General features: G+C 68.0%; 15 protein-coding genes and 1 pseudogene. 10 read left to right on the plus strand and 6 right to left on the minus strand.

Features of this window, described 5'->3' with window-relative positions; all coding sequences use genetic code 11:
• Positions 1-424: pseudogene (locus ABYX71_RS06475) on the plus strand (ornithine carbamoyltransferase); the annotation flags it as partial.
• A gap of 9 nt (positions 425-433) precedes the next feature.
• Here the strand turns inward: ABYX71_RS06475 and moaC are convergent.
• Entirely contained in the window at positions 434-925 is a 492-nt protein-coding gene (gene moaC, locus ABYX71_RS06480; protein WP_372695692.1) for a cyclic pyranopterin monophosphate synthase MoaC, read from the minus strand.
• A complete protein-coding gene (locus tag ABYX71_RS06485; protein ID WP_372695693.1) occupies positions 918-1,427 on the minus strand; it encodes a molybdenum cofactor synthesis domain-containing protein in 510 nt (169 codons plus the stop codon). The genes moaC and ABYX71_RS06485 overlap by 8 nt, the downstream gene beginning before the upstream one ends.
• 63 nt (positions 1,428-1,490) lie before the next feature.
• Here ABYX71_RS06485 and ABYX71_RS06490 point away from each other — a divergent pair, with 63 nt between their 5' ends.
• On the plus strand, positions 1,491-1,724 hold the full coding sequence (locus tag ABYX71_RS06490) for a MoaD/ThiS family protein (protein WP_372695694.1): 234 nt from the start codon (positions 1,491-1,493) through the stop codon (positions 1,722-1,724).
• Between the two features lies 1 nt (position 1,725).
• Positions 1,726-2,199, plus strand: a complete 474-nt coding sequence (locus ABYX71_RS06495; RefSeq protein ID WP_372695695.1) for a molybdenum cofactor biosynthesis protein MoaE — start codon at positions 1,726-1,728, stop codon at positions 2,197-2,199.
• On the opposite strand, the gene ppa is transcribed toward ABYX71_RS06495, so the two are convergent.
• The 3 genes from ppa to ABYX71_RS06510 form a co-directional block, all read right to left on the minus strand.
• On the minus strand, positions 2,175-2,714 hold the full coding sequence (gene ppa, locus ABYX71_RS06500; RefSeq protein ID WP_372695696.1) for an inorganic diphosphatase: 540 nt from the start codon (positions 2,712-2,714) through the stop codon (positions 2,175-2,177). The genes ABYX71_RS06495 and ppa overlap by 25 nt on opposite strands.
• Before the next feature lie 149 nt (positions 2,715-2,863).
• Positions 2,864-4,897 (minus strand): sodium-translocating pyrophosphatase, encoded by a 2,034-nt coding sequence (locus tag ABYX71_RS06505; RefSeq protein WP_372695697.1) that lies wholly within the window; start codon positions 4,895-4,897, stop codon positions 2,864-2,866.
• A 142-nt stretch (positions 4,898-5,039) separates the two neighbouring features.
• Entirely contained in the window at positions 5,040-6,299 is a 1,260-nt protein-coding gene (locus ABYX71_RS06510) for a 6-phosphofructokinase (protein WP_372695698.1), read from the minus strand.
• 168 nt (positions 6,300-6,467) lie between these two features.
• Between ABYX71_RS06510 and ABYX71_RS06515 the strand changes: the two genes are divergently transcribed.
• Genes ABYX71_RS06515 through aroE form a run of 3 tightly spaced genes read left to right on the plus strand, consistent with a single transcriptional unit; the run spans position 6,468 to position 8,944 of the window.
• Positions 6,468-7,118 (plus strand): adenylate kinase, encoded by a 651-nt coding sequence (locus tag ABYX71_RS06515; protein ID WP_372695699.1) that lies wholly within the window; start codon positions 6,468-6,470, stop codon positions 7,116-7,118.
• Between the two features lie 10 nt (positions 7,119-7,128).
• Positions 7,129-8,127: a porphobilinogen synthase gene (hemB, locus tag ABYX71_RS06520; protein ID WP_372695700.1), complete on the plus strand. Its 999-nt coding sequence runs from the start codon at positions 7,129-7,131 to the stop codon at positions 8,125-8,127.
• A gap of 1 nt (position 8,128) precedes the next feature.
• On the plus strand, positions 8,129-8,944 hold the full coding sequence (aroE, locus tag ABYX71_RS06525; protein WP_372695701.1) for a shikimate dehydrogenase: 816 nt from the start codon (positions 8,129-8,131) through the stop codon (positions 8,942-8,944).
• A gap of 31 nt (positions 8,945-8,975) precedes the next feature.
• On the opposite strand, the gene hpf is transcribed toward aroE, so the two are convergent.
• Positions 8,976-9,323 carry a ribosome hibernation-promoting factor, HPF/YfiA family gene (gene hpf / locus ABYX71_RS06530; protein ID WP_372695702.1) on the minus strand — a complete coding sequence of 116 codons (348 nt, stop codon included), beginning with the start codon at positions 9,321-9,323 and terminating at the stop codon, positions 8,976-8,978.
• A 193-nt stretch (positions 9,324-9,516) separates the two neighbouring features.
• On the opposite strand from hpf, the gene ABYX71_RS06535 reads away from it, so the two are divergent.
• The 4 genes from ABYX71_RS06535 to ABYX71_RS06550 are packed head-to-tail and all read left to right on the plus strand — an operon-like array spanning position 9,517 to position 13,037.
• Positions 9,517-10,185 carry a CoA pyrophosphatase gene (locus ABYX71_RS06535; RefSeq protein ID WP_372695703.1) on the plus strand — a complete coding sequence of 223 codons (669 nt, stop codon included), beginning with the start codon at positions 9,517-9,519 and terminating at the stop codon, positions 10,183-10,185.
• Positions 10,172-11,158, plus strand: a complete 987-nt coding sequence (locus ABYX71_RS06540; RefSeq protein ID WP_372695704.1) for a helical backbone metal receptor — start codon at positions 10,172-10,174, stop codon at positions 11,156-11,158. Before ABYX71_RS06535 ends, ABYX71_RS06540 begins: the two co-directional genes overlap by 14 nt.
• Positions 11,155-12,501 (plus strand): glutathione-disulfide reductase, encoded by a 1,347-nt coding sequence (gorA, locus tag ABYX71_RS06545; protein WP_372695705.1) that lies wholly within the window; start codon positions 11,155-11,157, stop codon positions 12,499-12,501. The genes ABYX71_RS06540 and gorA overlap by 4 nt, the downstream gene beginning before the upstream one ends.
• A gap of 2 nt (positions 12,502-12,503) precedes the next feature.
• Positions 12,504-13,037, plus strand: a complete 534-nt coding sequence (locus ABYX71_RS06550; RefSeq protein ID WP_372695706.1) for a gamma carbonic anhydrase family protein — start codon at positions 12,504-12,506, stop codon at positions 13,035-13,037.
• Positions 13,038-13,150 lie beyond the last annotated feature (113 nt).

Genomic DNA, 13,150 nt, shown 5'->3' on the forward strand with positions numbered 1-13,150 from the left:
CAACAACGTGTGCCAATCGTGGATCAAGGCCGCGCGTCTGTTCGGCTTCGAGCTGCGCATCGCCGCGCCGGCCGGCTATCGCCCGGAACCGGAATTGCTCGCGACCCACGCGGACTGCGTGCAGGTGACCGATGATCCGGCGGCGGCAGCGGCCGGTGCCGACGTGGTGGTCACCGACGTGTGGGCCAGCATGGGCCAGGAAGACGAAAGCGCAGCCCGGCAGGCCGCGTTCGCCGGCTATCAGGTGGATCCCGCGTTGATGACGAAGGCCGCGCCGGCTGCCATCTTCATGCACTGCCTGCCGGCACACCGCGGCGAGGAAGTCGCCGCCGCCGTCATAGACGGCCCGCAAAGCGTGGTCTGGGACGAGGCGGAGAACCGCCTGCATGCGCAAAAGGCGCTGCTGGAGCTGCTGCTCGGCTGACGCACGCGCCTAGCCGCCCGTCGTGGCATCCCGTTGCCACGTGCCGGACTTGCCGCCGCGTTTCTCGACCAGCGCTATGTCGGTCATGACCATGCCGCGATCGACTGCCTTGCACATGTCGTAGACGGTCAGCAGCGCAATCTGCACTGCCGTCAGCGCCTCCATCTCGACACCGGTCTGTCCGCCGGTACGTACCCGGGCACGGCACAACACGGCCGGCGGTGCGTCCTCAAGCACCCAATCGATGCTGACCGCCGTCAGCGGCAGCGGGTGGCACAGCGGCACCAGCTCCGCCGTGCGCTTGGCGGCCATGATGCCGGCCACGCGGGCGATGCCGAGCACGTCGCCTTTCCGGTGGTCGCCGGCACGGATGCGCGCCAGCGTATCCGCCAGCATGAGGATGCGCCCCTCGGCGATCGCCTCGCGCTGGGTGGACGGCTTGTCGCCGACGTCCACCATGTGTGCCTCGCCACGATGGTTGAAGTGCGTGAGCTCACTCATCGGCCAACAACCCGGCCAGACTGCACGGACGCGTGGTGCTGTCCAGCTGCGGGACGACCAGCTGCTGCATCGCCAGCCGGCAGCCGTTCTCCGACCCGGGGAGCAGAAACAGCAGTTTGCCGGCCGCCAGCCCGGCCTGGGCACGCGACAGCATCCCCGAGCTGCCGATGTCCTGCAGTGACAGCATCTGGAACAGCGTGGCAAAGCCCGGAATGTCGTGTTCGATGAGTGACGCAGCCGCCTCGGGCATGCAGTCGGTGATGCCGGTGCCGCCGGTGCAGATGACCGCATCGATGCCCGGGTCGCGCACCCACACGCGCAGAAATTCGCGCATCGCGGACGCATCGCCATGCCGGATGGCGGAATCCACGACGCGGTGACCGGCCCCGGCCAGGCAGGCACGGATCAGGTCGCCGCTGGTATCGTCCGCGACGGTACGGCGGTTCGAGTAGGTAAGCACCGCCACGCGCAGTGAGCGTGGCGTGTCGCTGGGTTTGCTCATGGTCCGCGGCTGAACGGCAACACTGACCGGTATTATGACGGTCTCGCCAACCGATCCCCAGTCATGAACGTCCACGTCCGTTTTTTTGCCAGCCTGCGCGAATCGCTCGGTCGCGACGAGGTCCGGCTCGAGCTGTCACCTGGCGCCCGCGTCGCCGACGTGTGGCAGGCCGCGACCGGCCACGCGGCGCTGCCGGCCGGCGTGCTGTGTGCCGTCAACCACGACTACGCCGCAGCCGACGCCACGGTCCAGGCCGGCGATGAAGTGGCGTTCTTTCCGCCGGTCACCGGAGGCTGAGGTGAGCGTCGAGCTGGTCAACGGCCCGTTCGATCCCTGGGCGCGCCTGGCACGTGCCCAGGCGAACCTCACGTCACAGACGCAGTGCGGCGCCTGTGCGGTCTTCGTCGGCAGCATGCGCGACTTCAACGAAGGCGATGCGGTCAACGACATGACGCTGGAACACTATCCCGGCATGACCGAGCGCGCCCTGTCGCGTATCGTCGCGGAAGCCGAGGAACGCTGGCCGCTGGGCGAGGCGTTGATCGCCCACCGTGTCGGTCCGATCACGCCTGGCGAATCCATCGTGCTGACCGCCGTCTGGTCGGCGCACCGGGAAGCGGCCTTCGCCGCCTGCCGATACCTGATCGAGGAGCTCAAGCACCGCGCTCCGTTCTGGAAGAAGGAGACGCTCACCGCCGGTGGCACGCGCTGGGTCACACGCAACACACCGGCCGGTGACGGCACCGATCAGTCGGCCGGGGCGTCCTCGTAACGCTGCAAGGCTTCGCTGATGAGGGAGCGCGCAGCAGCAGCGTCACCCCAGCCCTCCAGCTTCACCCACTTGCCGGGCTCCAGGTCCTTGTAGTGCTCGAAGAAATGGCCGATGCGCTCCAGCCAGTGGCCGGAGACCTGGCCAATGTCCTGGATGTGCGAGTAGCCGGCGAAAACGCGATCGTCCGGCACGGCCAGGATCTTCTCGTCACTGCCCGCTTCGTCGGTCATGCGCAGCACACCCACCGGACGACAGCGGATGACCGATCCTGGAATCAGTGTCAGGGGCAGGATCACCAGCACGTCCGCCGGATCGCCATCCCCGCACACGGTGCTCGGGATGTAACCGTAGTTGCAGGGATACCGCATCGGCGTCGACAGGATGCGGTCGACGAAAATAGCACCGGTGTCCTTGTCGACCTCGTATTTGACCGGCTCGGAATCCTTCGGGATTTCGATTATGACGTTGATTTTATTTGGCAAGTCACTGCCGGCAGGGACCAGGTCCAAGCCCATTGCGCACTCCTTCCGCTGACGGGAAACGGTTCGAAAGGGTCGCAAGGATACCGGCATGACGGCTGCAGTGCTGTTTCCGGTGGACGACAAACACCCCCGGCCCCGTCCTGGCGGACGGGGCCGGGGGTGTCCTCTCCCTGCCGCGCCGCTTAGAGCAGCGGCACCAGCAACAGGGCGACGATGTTGATGATCTTGATCAGCGGGTTGATGGCCGGCCCGGCGGTGTCCTTGTAGGGGTCGCCCACCGTGTCGCCGGTCACGGCAGCCTTGTGGGTCTCGGACCCCTTGCCGCCGTAGTTGCCCTCCTCGACATACTTCTTGGCGTTGTCCCAGGCGCCGCCGCCGGTACACATGGAAATGGCCACGAACAGCCCGGTCACGATGGTGCCGATCAGCAGGCCGCCCAGCGCCTTGATGCCGGCGCCCGGCCCCATCAGCCAGTTCATGCCGAAACCGACGGCCACCGGCACCAGAATGGGCAGCAGCGACGGCACGATCATCTCCTTGATGGCAGCGCGCGTGAGCATGTCCACCGCCCGGGAGTAGTCCGGTTTGCCGGTGCCTTCCATGATGCCGGGGATTTCCCTGAACTGGCGGCGCACTTCCACCACCACCGAGGCGGCCGCGCGGCCGACCGCTTCCATGGCCATGGCGCCGAACAGGTACGGCACCAGGCCACCGATGAACAGACCGATGATGACCGCCGGGTCGGACAGGCTGAACGCCTGCAGCTTGCCGATGGCAGCCAGGTTGTTGGTGTAGTCGGCAAACAGCACCAGCGCCGCCAGACCGGCCGAGCCGATGGCGTAGCCCTTGGTCACCGCCTTGGTGGTGTTGCCGACGGCGTCCAGCGCGTCGGTGATGGTGCGCACCCCGCCCGGCAGGCCCGCCATCTCGGCGATGCCGCCGCCGTTGTCGGTGATCGGGCCATACGCGTCCAGTGCCACCACCATACCGGTCATGGACAGCATGGCCGTGGCGGCGATGACAATGCCGTACAGCCCGCCCAACTCGAAGGCACCCCAGATCGCCACGCACACCGCCAGTACCGGCAATGCGGTCGATTTCATCGACACCGCCAGACCGGCGATCACGTTGGTGCCGTGACCGGTCTGCGAGGCCTCGGCGATTCGCCGGACCGGCGCGTACTCGGTGGCCGTGTAGTACTCGGTGATGACGATCATCGCCGCCGTCAACGCCAGGCCGATCAGCGCGCACAGGTAGTACGGCACGGCCTGCGCGCCGAGCAGGGCGACGGAAATCGGGTAGAACGCCGCGGCCGCGATGACGCCGGACACGATCACGCCGCGGTACAGGGCGTTCATGATCTTGCCGCCCTCACGGGTCTTGACGAAAAACGTCCCGATAACCGAGGCGATGATGGACACCGCGCCCAGCAGCAGCGGATACAACACCGCGTTCATGCCGAGCGCCTGCATGGTCAATCCGGCCAGCAGCATGGTGGCAACCACCGTCACGGCGTAGGTCTCGAACAGGTCGGCCGCCATGCCGGCACAGTCGCCCACGTTGTCGCCCACGTTGTCGGCGATCACCGCCGGGTTGCGCGGGTCATCCTCGGGAATGCCGGCCTCCACCTTGCCCACCAGGTCAGCACCCACGTCCGCACCCTTGGTGAAGATACCGCCGCCCAGGCGCGCGAAAATCGAGATCAGCGAACCGCCGAAGGCCAGCCCGACCAATGCGTGCAGCGCATGGTTGGCGTCGGTCACCTGCAACATGATCAGGTAGTAGCCGGCCACGCCCAGCAGGCCCAGCCCGACCACCAGCATGCCGGTGACCGCGCCACCCCGGAACGCGACCTGCAGCGCCGGGTTCAGACCCATGCTGGCAGCGTGTGCCGTGCGCACGTTGGAGCGCACCGAAACGTTCATGCCGATGTAGCCGGCCAGGCCCGAGAACACCGCGCCAACCGCGAAACCGCCTGCGCTGGCCCAGTCCAGCGCCACGCCGAGCACCAGAAACAGCACCACGCCGACCACACCGATGGTGCTGTACTGGCGGTTCAGGTAAGCCTGCGCGCCGGCCTGGATGGCCGCCGCGATCTCCTGCATGCGTTCGTCACCCGCTGGCTGCGCCACGATCCAGCGCACCGCCACCAGACCGTAGACGATTGCCAGCGCACCCGCCGCAATAGCCAACCACAGAGCAAGATCCGTCGACATGAATTCCTCCCGTTGTCGGCCAAGCGACCACGAGCGGCCGCAAGGTTTTCCGATCCGACCTTGTGCCCGACGTGACCGGTAACCGATCACGCGCCTCTTCAAATCGTTATTGACTTATTTAACGTGCGTTAAGCACGTTCGATTATAGCGTGAATGTATCGGCCAACCGCCGGGACAACGGCACTGTTGATAGCCTCACGTAATCCGGCAGGCCGTCGCGGTAGGGGGGCGGCGCCTCGCCGACGATCAACGGCTCCAGGTAACGACGGCAGGCGTCGCTGATGCCGAACCCGTCCGCACTGATGTACTCCGCCGGCAGGTGGCGCTCCACATTGGCCAGCGCCTGCAGCGGCGCGCTGACCACCTGCCAGCGATACGGCGCGTCATCCAGGCGCCTGATCACCGGCGCCAGGCCACTGTCACCGGCCAGCGCCATCTGCACCGCGCTACGCCCCAGGGCGTAGGCCTGCGCCAGGTCGGTGGCGCTGACCAGATGACGGGCCGAACGCTGCAGGTAGTCGGCGACCGCCCAATGCGTCTTGAAACCCAGCCGATCACGGATATGCGCCACCACGGCCGGGCCGGCGCCACCCAACTGGCGGTGGCCGAACGCGTCCACCGTGCCGGCATCGGCCAGGAAACGGCCCTGTGCATCACGCACGCCCTCGGACACCACCACCGAACAGTAGCCAAAGCGACTGACCGCCTCGGCCACGCGACCGAGGAAGCGTTCGGCATCGAACGGCACTTCCGGCAACAGGATCAGCAGCGGCGTGTCCGGCGGTGTTCCGAAGGCCAGCCCGCCGGCGGCGGCGATCCAGCCGGCATGACGCCCCATGACCTCGAACACGAACACCTGGGTCGAGGTGGATGCCATGGCCGCCAGGTCCAGCGTCGCCTCGTGTATGGACACCGCCACGTACTTGGCCACCGAGCCGAAACCCGGGCAGCAGTCGGTCACCGGCAGATCGTTGTCCACCGTCTTGGGGATGCCGATCACTTGCAACGGGTAGGCCGCCTGCTGCGCGTACTGCGCCAGCTTCAGGGCGGTATCCATCGAATCGCCGCCGCCGTTATAAAAGAAGTATCCGACGTCATGCGCCTCGAACACCTGCAGCAGACGCCGGTAGTGGCGTTCGTCCTGCGCGGGATCCGGCAATTTGTAGCGGCACGAGCCGAACGCACCGCCGGGCGTGTGCCGCAACGCGGCAACATCGGTGGCCGGCAGCGGCGTGGTGTCGAGCAGGTCTTCGGTCAGTGCGCCGATGATGCCGTTGCGCGCAGCGTACAGGGCCCCGATGGCGGCACGGTTCTGCCGCACCGTCTCGATGACAGCCGCGGCGCTGGCATTGATGACGGCGGTGACACCGCCGGACTGGGCATAGACGGCATTGCGCTTCATCGCGTGAGCTCCCGGTCGGTTGTTGCTGCCATTGTGACCATGTTCGACCGCGACTGTTTGACGGTCCAGCAACGATGCCTTAGGTTTCGCCGTTTCGTTTGGCAGTCACACACGCCAGCAGGGCGTGCCACCTGCCCTCTCACGCTGCCATTGAAGGATTTCCCATTCATGCGAGTCGTCATGCTCGGCGCCCCTGGTTCCGGTAAGGGCACCCAGGCCAAACAGCTGGTGCAAACCTACGGCGTCACCCAGTTGTCCACCGGCGACCTGCTGCGCGCCGCCGTCAAGGCCGGCACGCCCATCGGGCAGCGCGCCAAGGCCGCCATGGACGCCGGCAAACTGGTGTCGGACGACATCGTGCTGGGCCTGATCGAGGAGCGTGTGGGCGGGCCCGATGGCCTGCACGACTTCATCCTGGACGGCTTCCCGCGCAACCTGGCGCAGGCCGAAGCACTGCAGACGCTGCTCGAACGCCTTCAGCTGCCGCTGCAGGCAGCCATCCTGATCGACGTCAGCGCCGATGAACTCAAGCGGCGCATCGCCGGCCGGCGCACGTGCCGCGACTGCGGCGCCATCTACAACGTCTATACCGCCCCCTCCCAACGTGAGGGCGTGTGCGACCAGTGCGGCGGCGAGACCTACCAGCGCAGCGACGACAACGAAGCCACGGTCGCGCAGCGCCTGGCCACCTACGAAGCCGAAACCGCACCGCTGGTCGACTATTACCGCAGCCGCGACCTGCTGCACAGCATCCCGGGCGAACAGCCAGTGGAAGCGATTTTCTCAGCGCTGCGCGGCATCGCCGACGCTCTGGACTGATGCCACGCCGGTGACCGACCGCAGCTACCCCGGCAGCCGCCTGCGCCGCCTGCGCCGGCACGGCTTCCTGCGTGAACTGGTACGCGAGACGCGCCTGACGGCGGCGGACCTCATCTATCCGGTGTTCGTGCTGGATGGCCAGGGGCGTCACGAGCCGGTGAGCTCCATGCCCGGCGTCGAGCGGCGCAGTATCGACCTGCTGGTCGAGCACGCCCGGGTGGCTGTCGAACTCGGGATTCCGGCACTGGCGCTGTTTCCGGTCATCGAACCGGACCTCAAGTCGCCGGACGCTGCCGAGGCCTGGAATCCCGACGGCCTGGTACCGCGGGCGGTACGCGCACTCAAAGCCGCCCTGCCGCACTTGGGCGTCATCACCGACGTCGCGCTCGATCCCTACACCTCGCACGGTCAGGATGGCCTGCTCGACGCCAGCGGCTACGTCATGAACGACGCCACGGTCTCCGCGCTGGTGCGCCAGGCGATTTGCCAGGCACGCGCCGGCGCCGACGTGGTGGCGCCGTCGGACATGATGGACGGCCGCGTCGGCGCCATCCGCACGGCGCTGGAACGCGAGAACCTGGTCAACACAGCCATCCTCGCCTATTCGGCCAAGTACGCATCCGCCTTCTATGGGCCGTTTCGCGATGCGGTCGGCTCGGCGAGCAGTCTCGGCGGCGCCGGCAAGCACAGCTACCAGATGGACTGCGGCAACGGCGACGAGGCGCTGCACGAGGTGGCGCTCGATCTGGCCGAGGGTGCCGACATGGTCATGATCAAGCCCGGCCTGCCGTACCTGGACATCGTGCACCGCGTGAAGGCGCGCTTTGGCATGCCGACCTTCGTCTATCAGGTCAGCGGCGAGTACGCCATGCTCAAGGCCGCGGCACAAAACGGCTGGCTCGACGAACGCGCCGTGGTGCTCGAATCGCTGCTGGCCTGCCGGCGCGCCGGCGCCGACGGCATCCTCACTTACTTCGCGCTCGACGCGGCTCGCTACCTGCAAAGCTGACATGGACCGCTACGCGGTTTTCGGCCACCCGGTCAAACACAGCAAATCGCCGCAGATTCACGCCGCGTTCGCCAGCCAGACCGGGCAGGCACTCCGCTACGAGGCCATCGAGGCACCGCTGGATGGCTTTGCCGGCACCCTGCGCGCCTTCGTTGCCGCCGGCGGGCGCGGCGGCAACGTCACCGTGCCCTTCAAGGAACAGGCCTTTCGGCTGGCCGACCGCTGCGATGCCCTGGCCAGCCAGGCACAGGCGGTCAACACCCTGCGCGTGGAGGCCGACGGCCGCCTCCACGGCTTCAACACCGACGGCATCGGCCTGCTGCGCGACCTCACCGACAACCTCCGGCTCGATCTGCGCGGCCGGCGCGTGCTGCTGGTCGGCGCCGGCGGTGCCGCCGCCGGGGTGCTGGGCCCGCTGCTGGGCGCCGGCGTCGGCGAACTGGTCATCGTCAACCGCACCGCGGCCCGGGCGCAGGAACTGGCCGCCCGCTTCGGCGTGCTCGGACCGATCGAAGCCGCACCGCTACAGGCGCCGGGCAAAGGGTTCGATGTGGTGCTGAACGCCACCGCCGCCGGACTCGGCGGGCGGGCGCCGGCCGTGCCTGCCGACGTGTTCGCCCCGCACACGGTCGCCTACGACCTGGTCTACGGACCGGCCGCGGCACCGTTCCTGGAACTGGCCCGCGGTGCCGGCGCAGCGGCCGGTCACGACGGCCTGGGCATGCTGGTGGAGCAGGCGGCAGAGGCGTTCTGGTTGTGGCGCGGCGTACGGCCGGCCACTGCCGCCGTCATCGCCGCCCTGCGCGGTGCCGGCTGACGCAAGCCGCCGGCACCGCCGCCATCCGATACTAGTCCGAGGCCACCGCCGCGCCGTTTCGGCCGTGATGGTGGTTGTTGCGGTCCATGTGTTCACGTAGCTGGCGCGCGGCGGCATCGAACGCATCCCGCAGCGCCACGTACAGATCCTCGTTCGGCTCGCGCTTGACCACCAGCTCGGCCCCGGGCACGGTCAAATCGATACGCACGTTGTACTGCACGCCCTTGTGCTGGTGCTTGTGCGGACACTCGATGACCACCCGGCAGGCCATGATGCGGTCGCTGAACTGGTCCAGCTTCTCGGCCTTCTTGCGCACTGCCGTTTCGATGGCGTCGGTCATTTCGATGTCGCGGGCAGTGATCTGCAACGGTAAACGCATGGAGCTCTCCTTACAGGATGATCGCGAGCAGCCACCGAAGCGCCCCGAATCGGCGACATCGGCGCTACCCGACGGCCAATCTACGCCGCCCCCGCCCCCCCTGCAACGCACGCCAAACGGCGTTGACACAGCCCCTGTTAACGGGGATAAGGTGGTTGTTTACACGCCCTTCCGTATCCGACCCAACCGGTCCATGACTCCCTGTCGCCTCGCTTCCCTGGCACTGCTGGCCCAGCGCCTGTCTCACGCGCTGGGCGGCCCATTGCCTGGCCGCGGCGGCCAGGAACGCATGGCCCCGGCACCCTACCGCGGCAGCATGGAAGACCGCTGGCAAGCCATTCCGGAACACCACCGCGAGGCGGCGGTGCTGCTGCTGCTGTACCCGGACGCCACCGAAAAGGTTGCCCTCGCACTGATCCGTCGCCCGAACTACAGCGGCCCCCACGCCGGCCAGATCGGGCTGCCGGGCGGGCGCCGCGAGGGCGACGAGTCCCTGGCACAGACGGCGCTGCGCGAAACGCACGAGGAGCTTGGCGTCGAACCGGCGCAGCTGACCCTGCTCGGCGCGCTGTCGCCGCTGTACGTGCGCGCCAGCAACCATCTGGTCTACCCCTTCGTGGCCTACACCCAGGCCCGCCCGCACTTCACACCCTGCGAACGCGAGGTCGCGGAAGTCATCGAGGTGCGGCTGACCCGCTTGCTGGATATGCGCTTTCGCGGCTTTGAGGTCGTGCGCTTCGACGACTTCGGCCGTGTACGGGTGCCGTACTTCGCCCTGCCCGGCACACGCATATGGGGCGCCACTGGCATGATCTTGGGCGAGTTCCTGGCCCTGCTGGAGCAGCTTGATGCCGCCGCGTGACGTGACCAGTGCGTGTATTGGCGTCTGCGAAATGGCTGCCGACGCATGCACCGGATGTGGCCGGCAGCTCGACGACATCGCGGCGTGGCCCGCGGCCGGCACCGGACAGCGGCTCGGCATCCTCCTGCAGGCGGCCCGCCGCCTGGCCGACCACGCGCCACGCCCCTGGCCACGGCGCGTGCGTGATGCCCTTGGACGCGAGCTGCTGCTGAAGGCCCCTCCGCAGCGCATCGTTTCCCTGGTGCCCTCGCAAACCGAGCTGCTGTTCGACCTTGGTCTGGGCGAACGCGTGGTGGGGGTGACCAAGTTCTGCGTGCACCCCGCGCAGGCACGCGAGCAGCGACGGCGAATCGGCGGCACCAAGACACCGGACATCGACCGCATCCGCGCACTGGCGCCGGATTTCGTGCTCGCCAACCGCGAGGAGAACCGCCGCGAGGACGTTGCCGCCATCGGCGCGTTCGCCCCGGTTTACGTGACCGACATCAACACCCTGCCACAGGCGTTGACGATGACACGCGCTGTTGGCTTCGCGCTGGGCGCCGAAGCTGCCGCGGCCCGTATCGCGGCGGACATCGAAAGCGCGTTTGCCGCGTTGCCACGGCGCGAGGCCGTGCGCTGCGCCTACCTCATCTGGCGACAACCGTGGATGGCCGCCGGAGGTGATACGTTCATCGGCGACCTGTTGCGGCGTCTTGGGCTGACCAACGTGTTCGACGACCAGCCGCGCTACCCCGAGGTCGCCATTGAGGACCTGGCCGCGGCCGCGCCGGCGCTGATCCTGCTTTCATCCGAGCCCTATCCGTTCAAGCGCGCGCACGCCGTGGAGCTGGCGACACAGCTACCGCACACGCGCATCGTGCCGGTGGACGGCGAAATGTTCTGCTGGCCGGGCAGCCGGCTGCTGGCAGCGGCCGGTTACTTTCGCAACGTGCTGCCGACACTCGGCGGCGAGCCTGGAGTGTTCTGGTGAGTGAGGTCTACGACTATCTGGTAATCGGCGGCGGCAGCGGCGGCATCGCGTCCGCACGCCGCGCGGCGCAATACGGCGCGCGTGTGGCCGTGGTGGAAGCAAGCCGCCTGGGCGGTACCTGTGTCAACGTCGGCTGCGTGCCCAAGAAGGTCATGTGGAACGCTGCCGGCATCGCCGAATCGCTGCACCACGCGTCCGATTACGGCTTCGACACCGGCGAGGTGCGCTTCGACTGGTCGCGGCTGGTGCAGGCCCGGCACGCCTACATCGAACGCCTGAACGGCATCTACGCGCGCATGCTCGACGACTCGGGCGTGACGCTGCTGCAAGGCCGCGCCCGTCTGACCGGACCCGACACGGTGGCCGTGGGTGACGCCCGCTATCGCGCCCGCCACATCCTGATCGCCGCCGGCGGCCGGCCGAGCATACCGGCCCTGCCGGGCGCACAGCTGGGCATCGACAGTGACGGCTTCTTTGCGCTGACCGAACAGCCGCGCCGGGTGGCCGTCATCGGCGCCGGCTACATCGCCGTGGAACTGGCCGGCGTGCTGCGCGCGCTCGGCTCCGACGTGACGCTGACCATCCGCGGGCAGTCGGTGCTGCGCAGCTTCGATGCACTGGTGCAGGAAGCCGTCACCGGACACCTACAGGCGGCCGGCATCGCACTCGAACGCGGCTTCGTGCCGACCGCCCTGGAACGGCGTGATGACGGCATTGCCGTGCTGGCCGGCGATGGCCGGGCAGCCTGCGGATTCGACTGCGTCATCTGGGCCATCGGCCGCACGCCGTGCAGCGACGCTCTGGGTCTGGAAACGGCGGGCGTGGCCTGCGACGCCGACGGGCATATCCCGGTCGACACCTTTCAGAACACCAACGTGGCGGGCATCTACGCCGTCGGCGACATCACCGGTCGCGCGCCGCTGACACCGGTGGCCATCGCCGCCGGCCGCCGCCTTGCCGACCGCGTGTTCGACGGCCAGACAGACCGTCACCTCAACTACGACGACATCCCCTCGGTCGTGTTCGCCCATCCACCGGTCGGCAGTGTCGGCCTCACCGAGGCCCAGGCTCGCAGCACGCACGGCGATGCGGTGCGCGTCTACACCACCCGTTTTACGGACATGTACTACGCGCTCGGCAGCCACAAGCCGCAAACCGTCGCCAAACTGGTATGCGTGGGCGAGGACGAGCGGGTGGTCGGCATCCACGTGGTCGGCAACGGTGCCGACGAAATGACCCAGGGCTTTGCCGTGGCGGTCAAGATGGGCGCGCGCAAGCGCGACCTCGACGACACCGTCGCCATCCACCCAACCGCCAGCGAAGAGCTGGTCCTGATGAGGTGAACATGAGTCTTCGCGATTTCGGCGGCCACACGCCGCAACTTGGCGCGCGTGCCTGGGTGGACCCGGCGGCGGTGGTGATCGGTCAGGTCGAGCTGGACGAGGACGTATCGGTCTGGCCGTGTTCTGTGCTGCGCGGTGATGTGAACCGCATCCGCATCGGTGCGCGCACCAACATCCAGGACGGCTCCATCCTGCACGTGAACCAGCCGACGCCGGACAAGCCGGCTGGCGACCCACTGACCATCGGCGCCGACGTGACGGTCGGCCACCAGGTGATCCTGCACGGCTGCACCATCGAGGACCGCTGCCTGGTCGGCATGGGTTCGCTGGTGATGGACGGCGCGGTGCTGCGCAGCGGCGTGCTGCTGGCTGCCGGCTCGCTGGTGTCACCCGGCAAGGAACTGCACGGCGGCTGGCTGTGGGCCGGGCGACCGGCCAAGTCGGTGCGCGAACTGCGGCCCGAGGAACTCGAGTTCTTCGAACACTCGGCGGGGCATTACGCCGAGCTGAAGGACGCCTACCGCGCCGGTGGCTGAGGCCGCGCCTCAGGCAGCCGGCGTACCGCCTGCCGCCTCGGCGCCCTGCACCTGGCGCTCCCGCTCCTCGATGCTGACGTGGCGCACGTCCTTGCCCTGCACGAGGTAGATGA

The sequence above is a fragment of the Immundisolibacter sp. genome, assembly GCF_041625615.1.
Lineage (GTDB): Bacteria > Pseudomonadota > Gammaproteobacteria > Immundisolibacterales > Immundisolibacteraceae > Immundisolibacter.

Coding starts and splice junctions, on each gene's coding strand:
- moaC (WP_372695692.1), bottom strand. CDS start 925: ATGAGTGAGCTCACGCACTTCAACCATCGTGGCGAGGCACACATGGTG.
- ABYX71_RS06485 (WP_372695693.1), bottom strand. CDS start 1,427: ATGAGCAAACCCAGCGACACGCCACGCTCACTGCGCGTGGCGGTGCTT.
- ABYX71_RS06490 (WP_372695694.1), top strand. CDS start 1,491: ATGAACGTCCACGTCCGTTTTTTTGCCAGCCTGCGCGAATCGCTCGGT.
- ppa (WP_372695696.1), bottom strand. CDS start 2,714: ATGGGCTTGGACCTGGTCCCTGCCGGCAGTGACTTGCCAAATAAAATC.
- ABYX71_RS06505 (WP_372695697.1), bottom strand. CDS start 4,897: ATGTCGACGGATCTTGCTCTGTGGTTGGCTATTGCGGCGGGTGCGCTG.
- ABYX71_RS06510 (WP_372695698.1), bottom strand. CDS start 6,299: ATGAAGCGCAATGCCGTCTATGCCCAGTCCGGCGGTGTCACCGCCGTC.
- ABYX71_RS06515 (WP_372695699.1), top strand. CDS start 6,468: ATGCGAGTCGTCATGCTCGGCGCCCCTGGTTCCGGTAAGGGCACCCAG.
- aroE (WP_372695701.1), top strand. CDS start 8,129: ATGGACCGCTACGCGGTTTTCGGCCACCCGGTCAAACACAGCAAATCG.
- hpf (WP_372695702.1), bottom strand. CDS start 9,323: ATGCGTTTACCGTTGCAGATCACTGCCCGCGACATCGAAATGACCGAC.
- ABYX71_RS06535 (WP_372695703.1), top strand. CDS start 9,517: ATGACTCCCTGTCGCCTCGCTTCCCTGGCACTGCTGGCCCAGCGCCTG.
- ABYX71_RS06540 (WP_372695704.1), top strand. CDS start 10,172: ATGCCGCCGCGTGACGTGACCAGTGCGTGTATTGGCGTCTGCGAAATG.
- ABYX71_RS06550 (WP_372695706.1), top strand. CDS start 12,504: ATGAGTCTTCGCGATTTCGGCGGCCACACGCCGCAACTTGGCGCGCGT.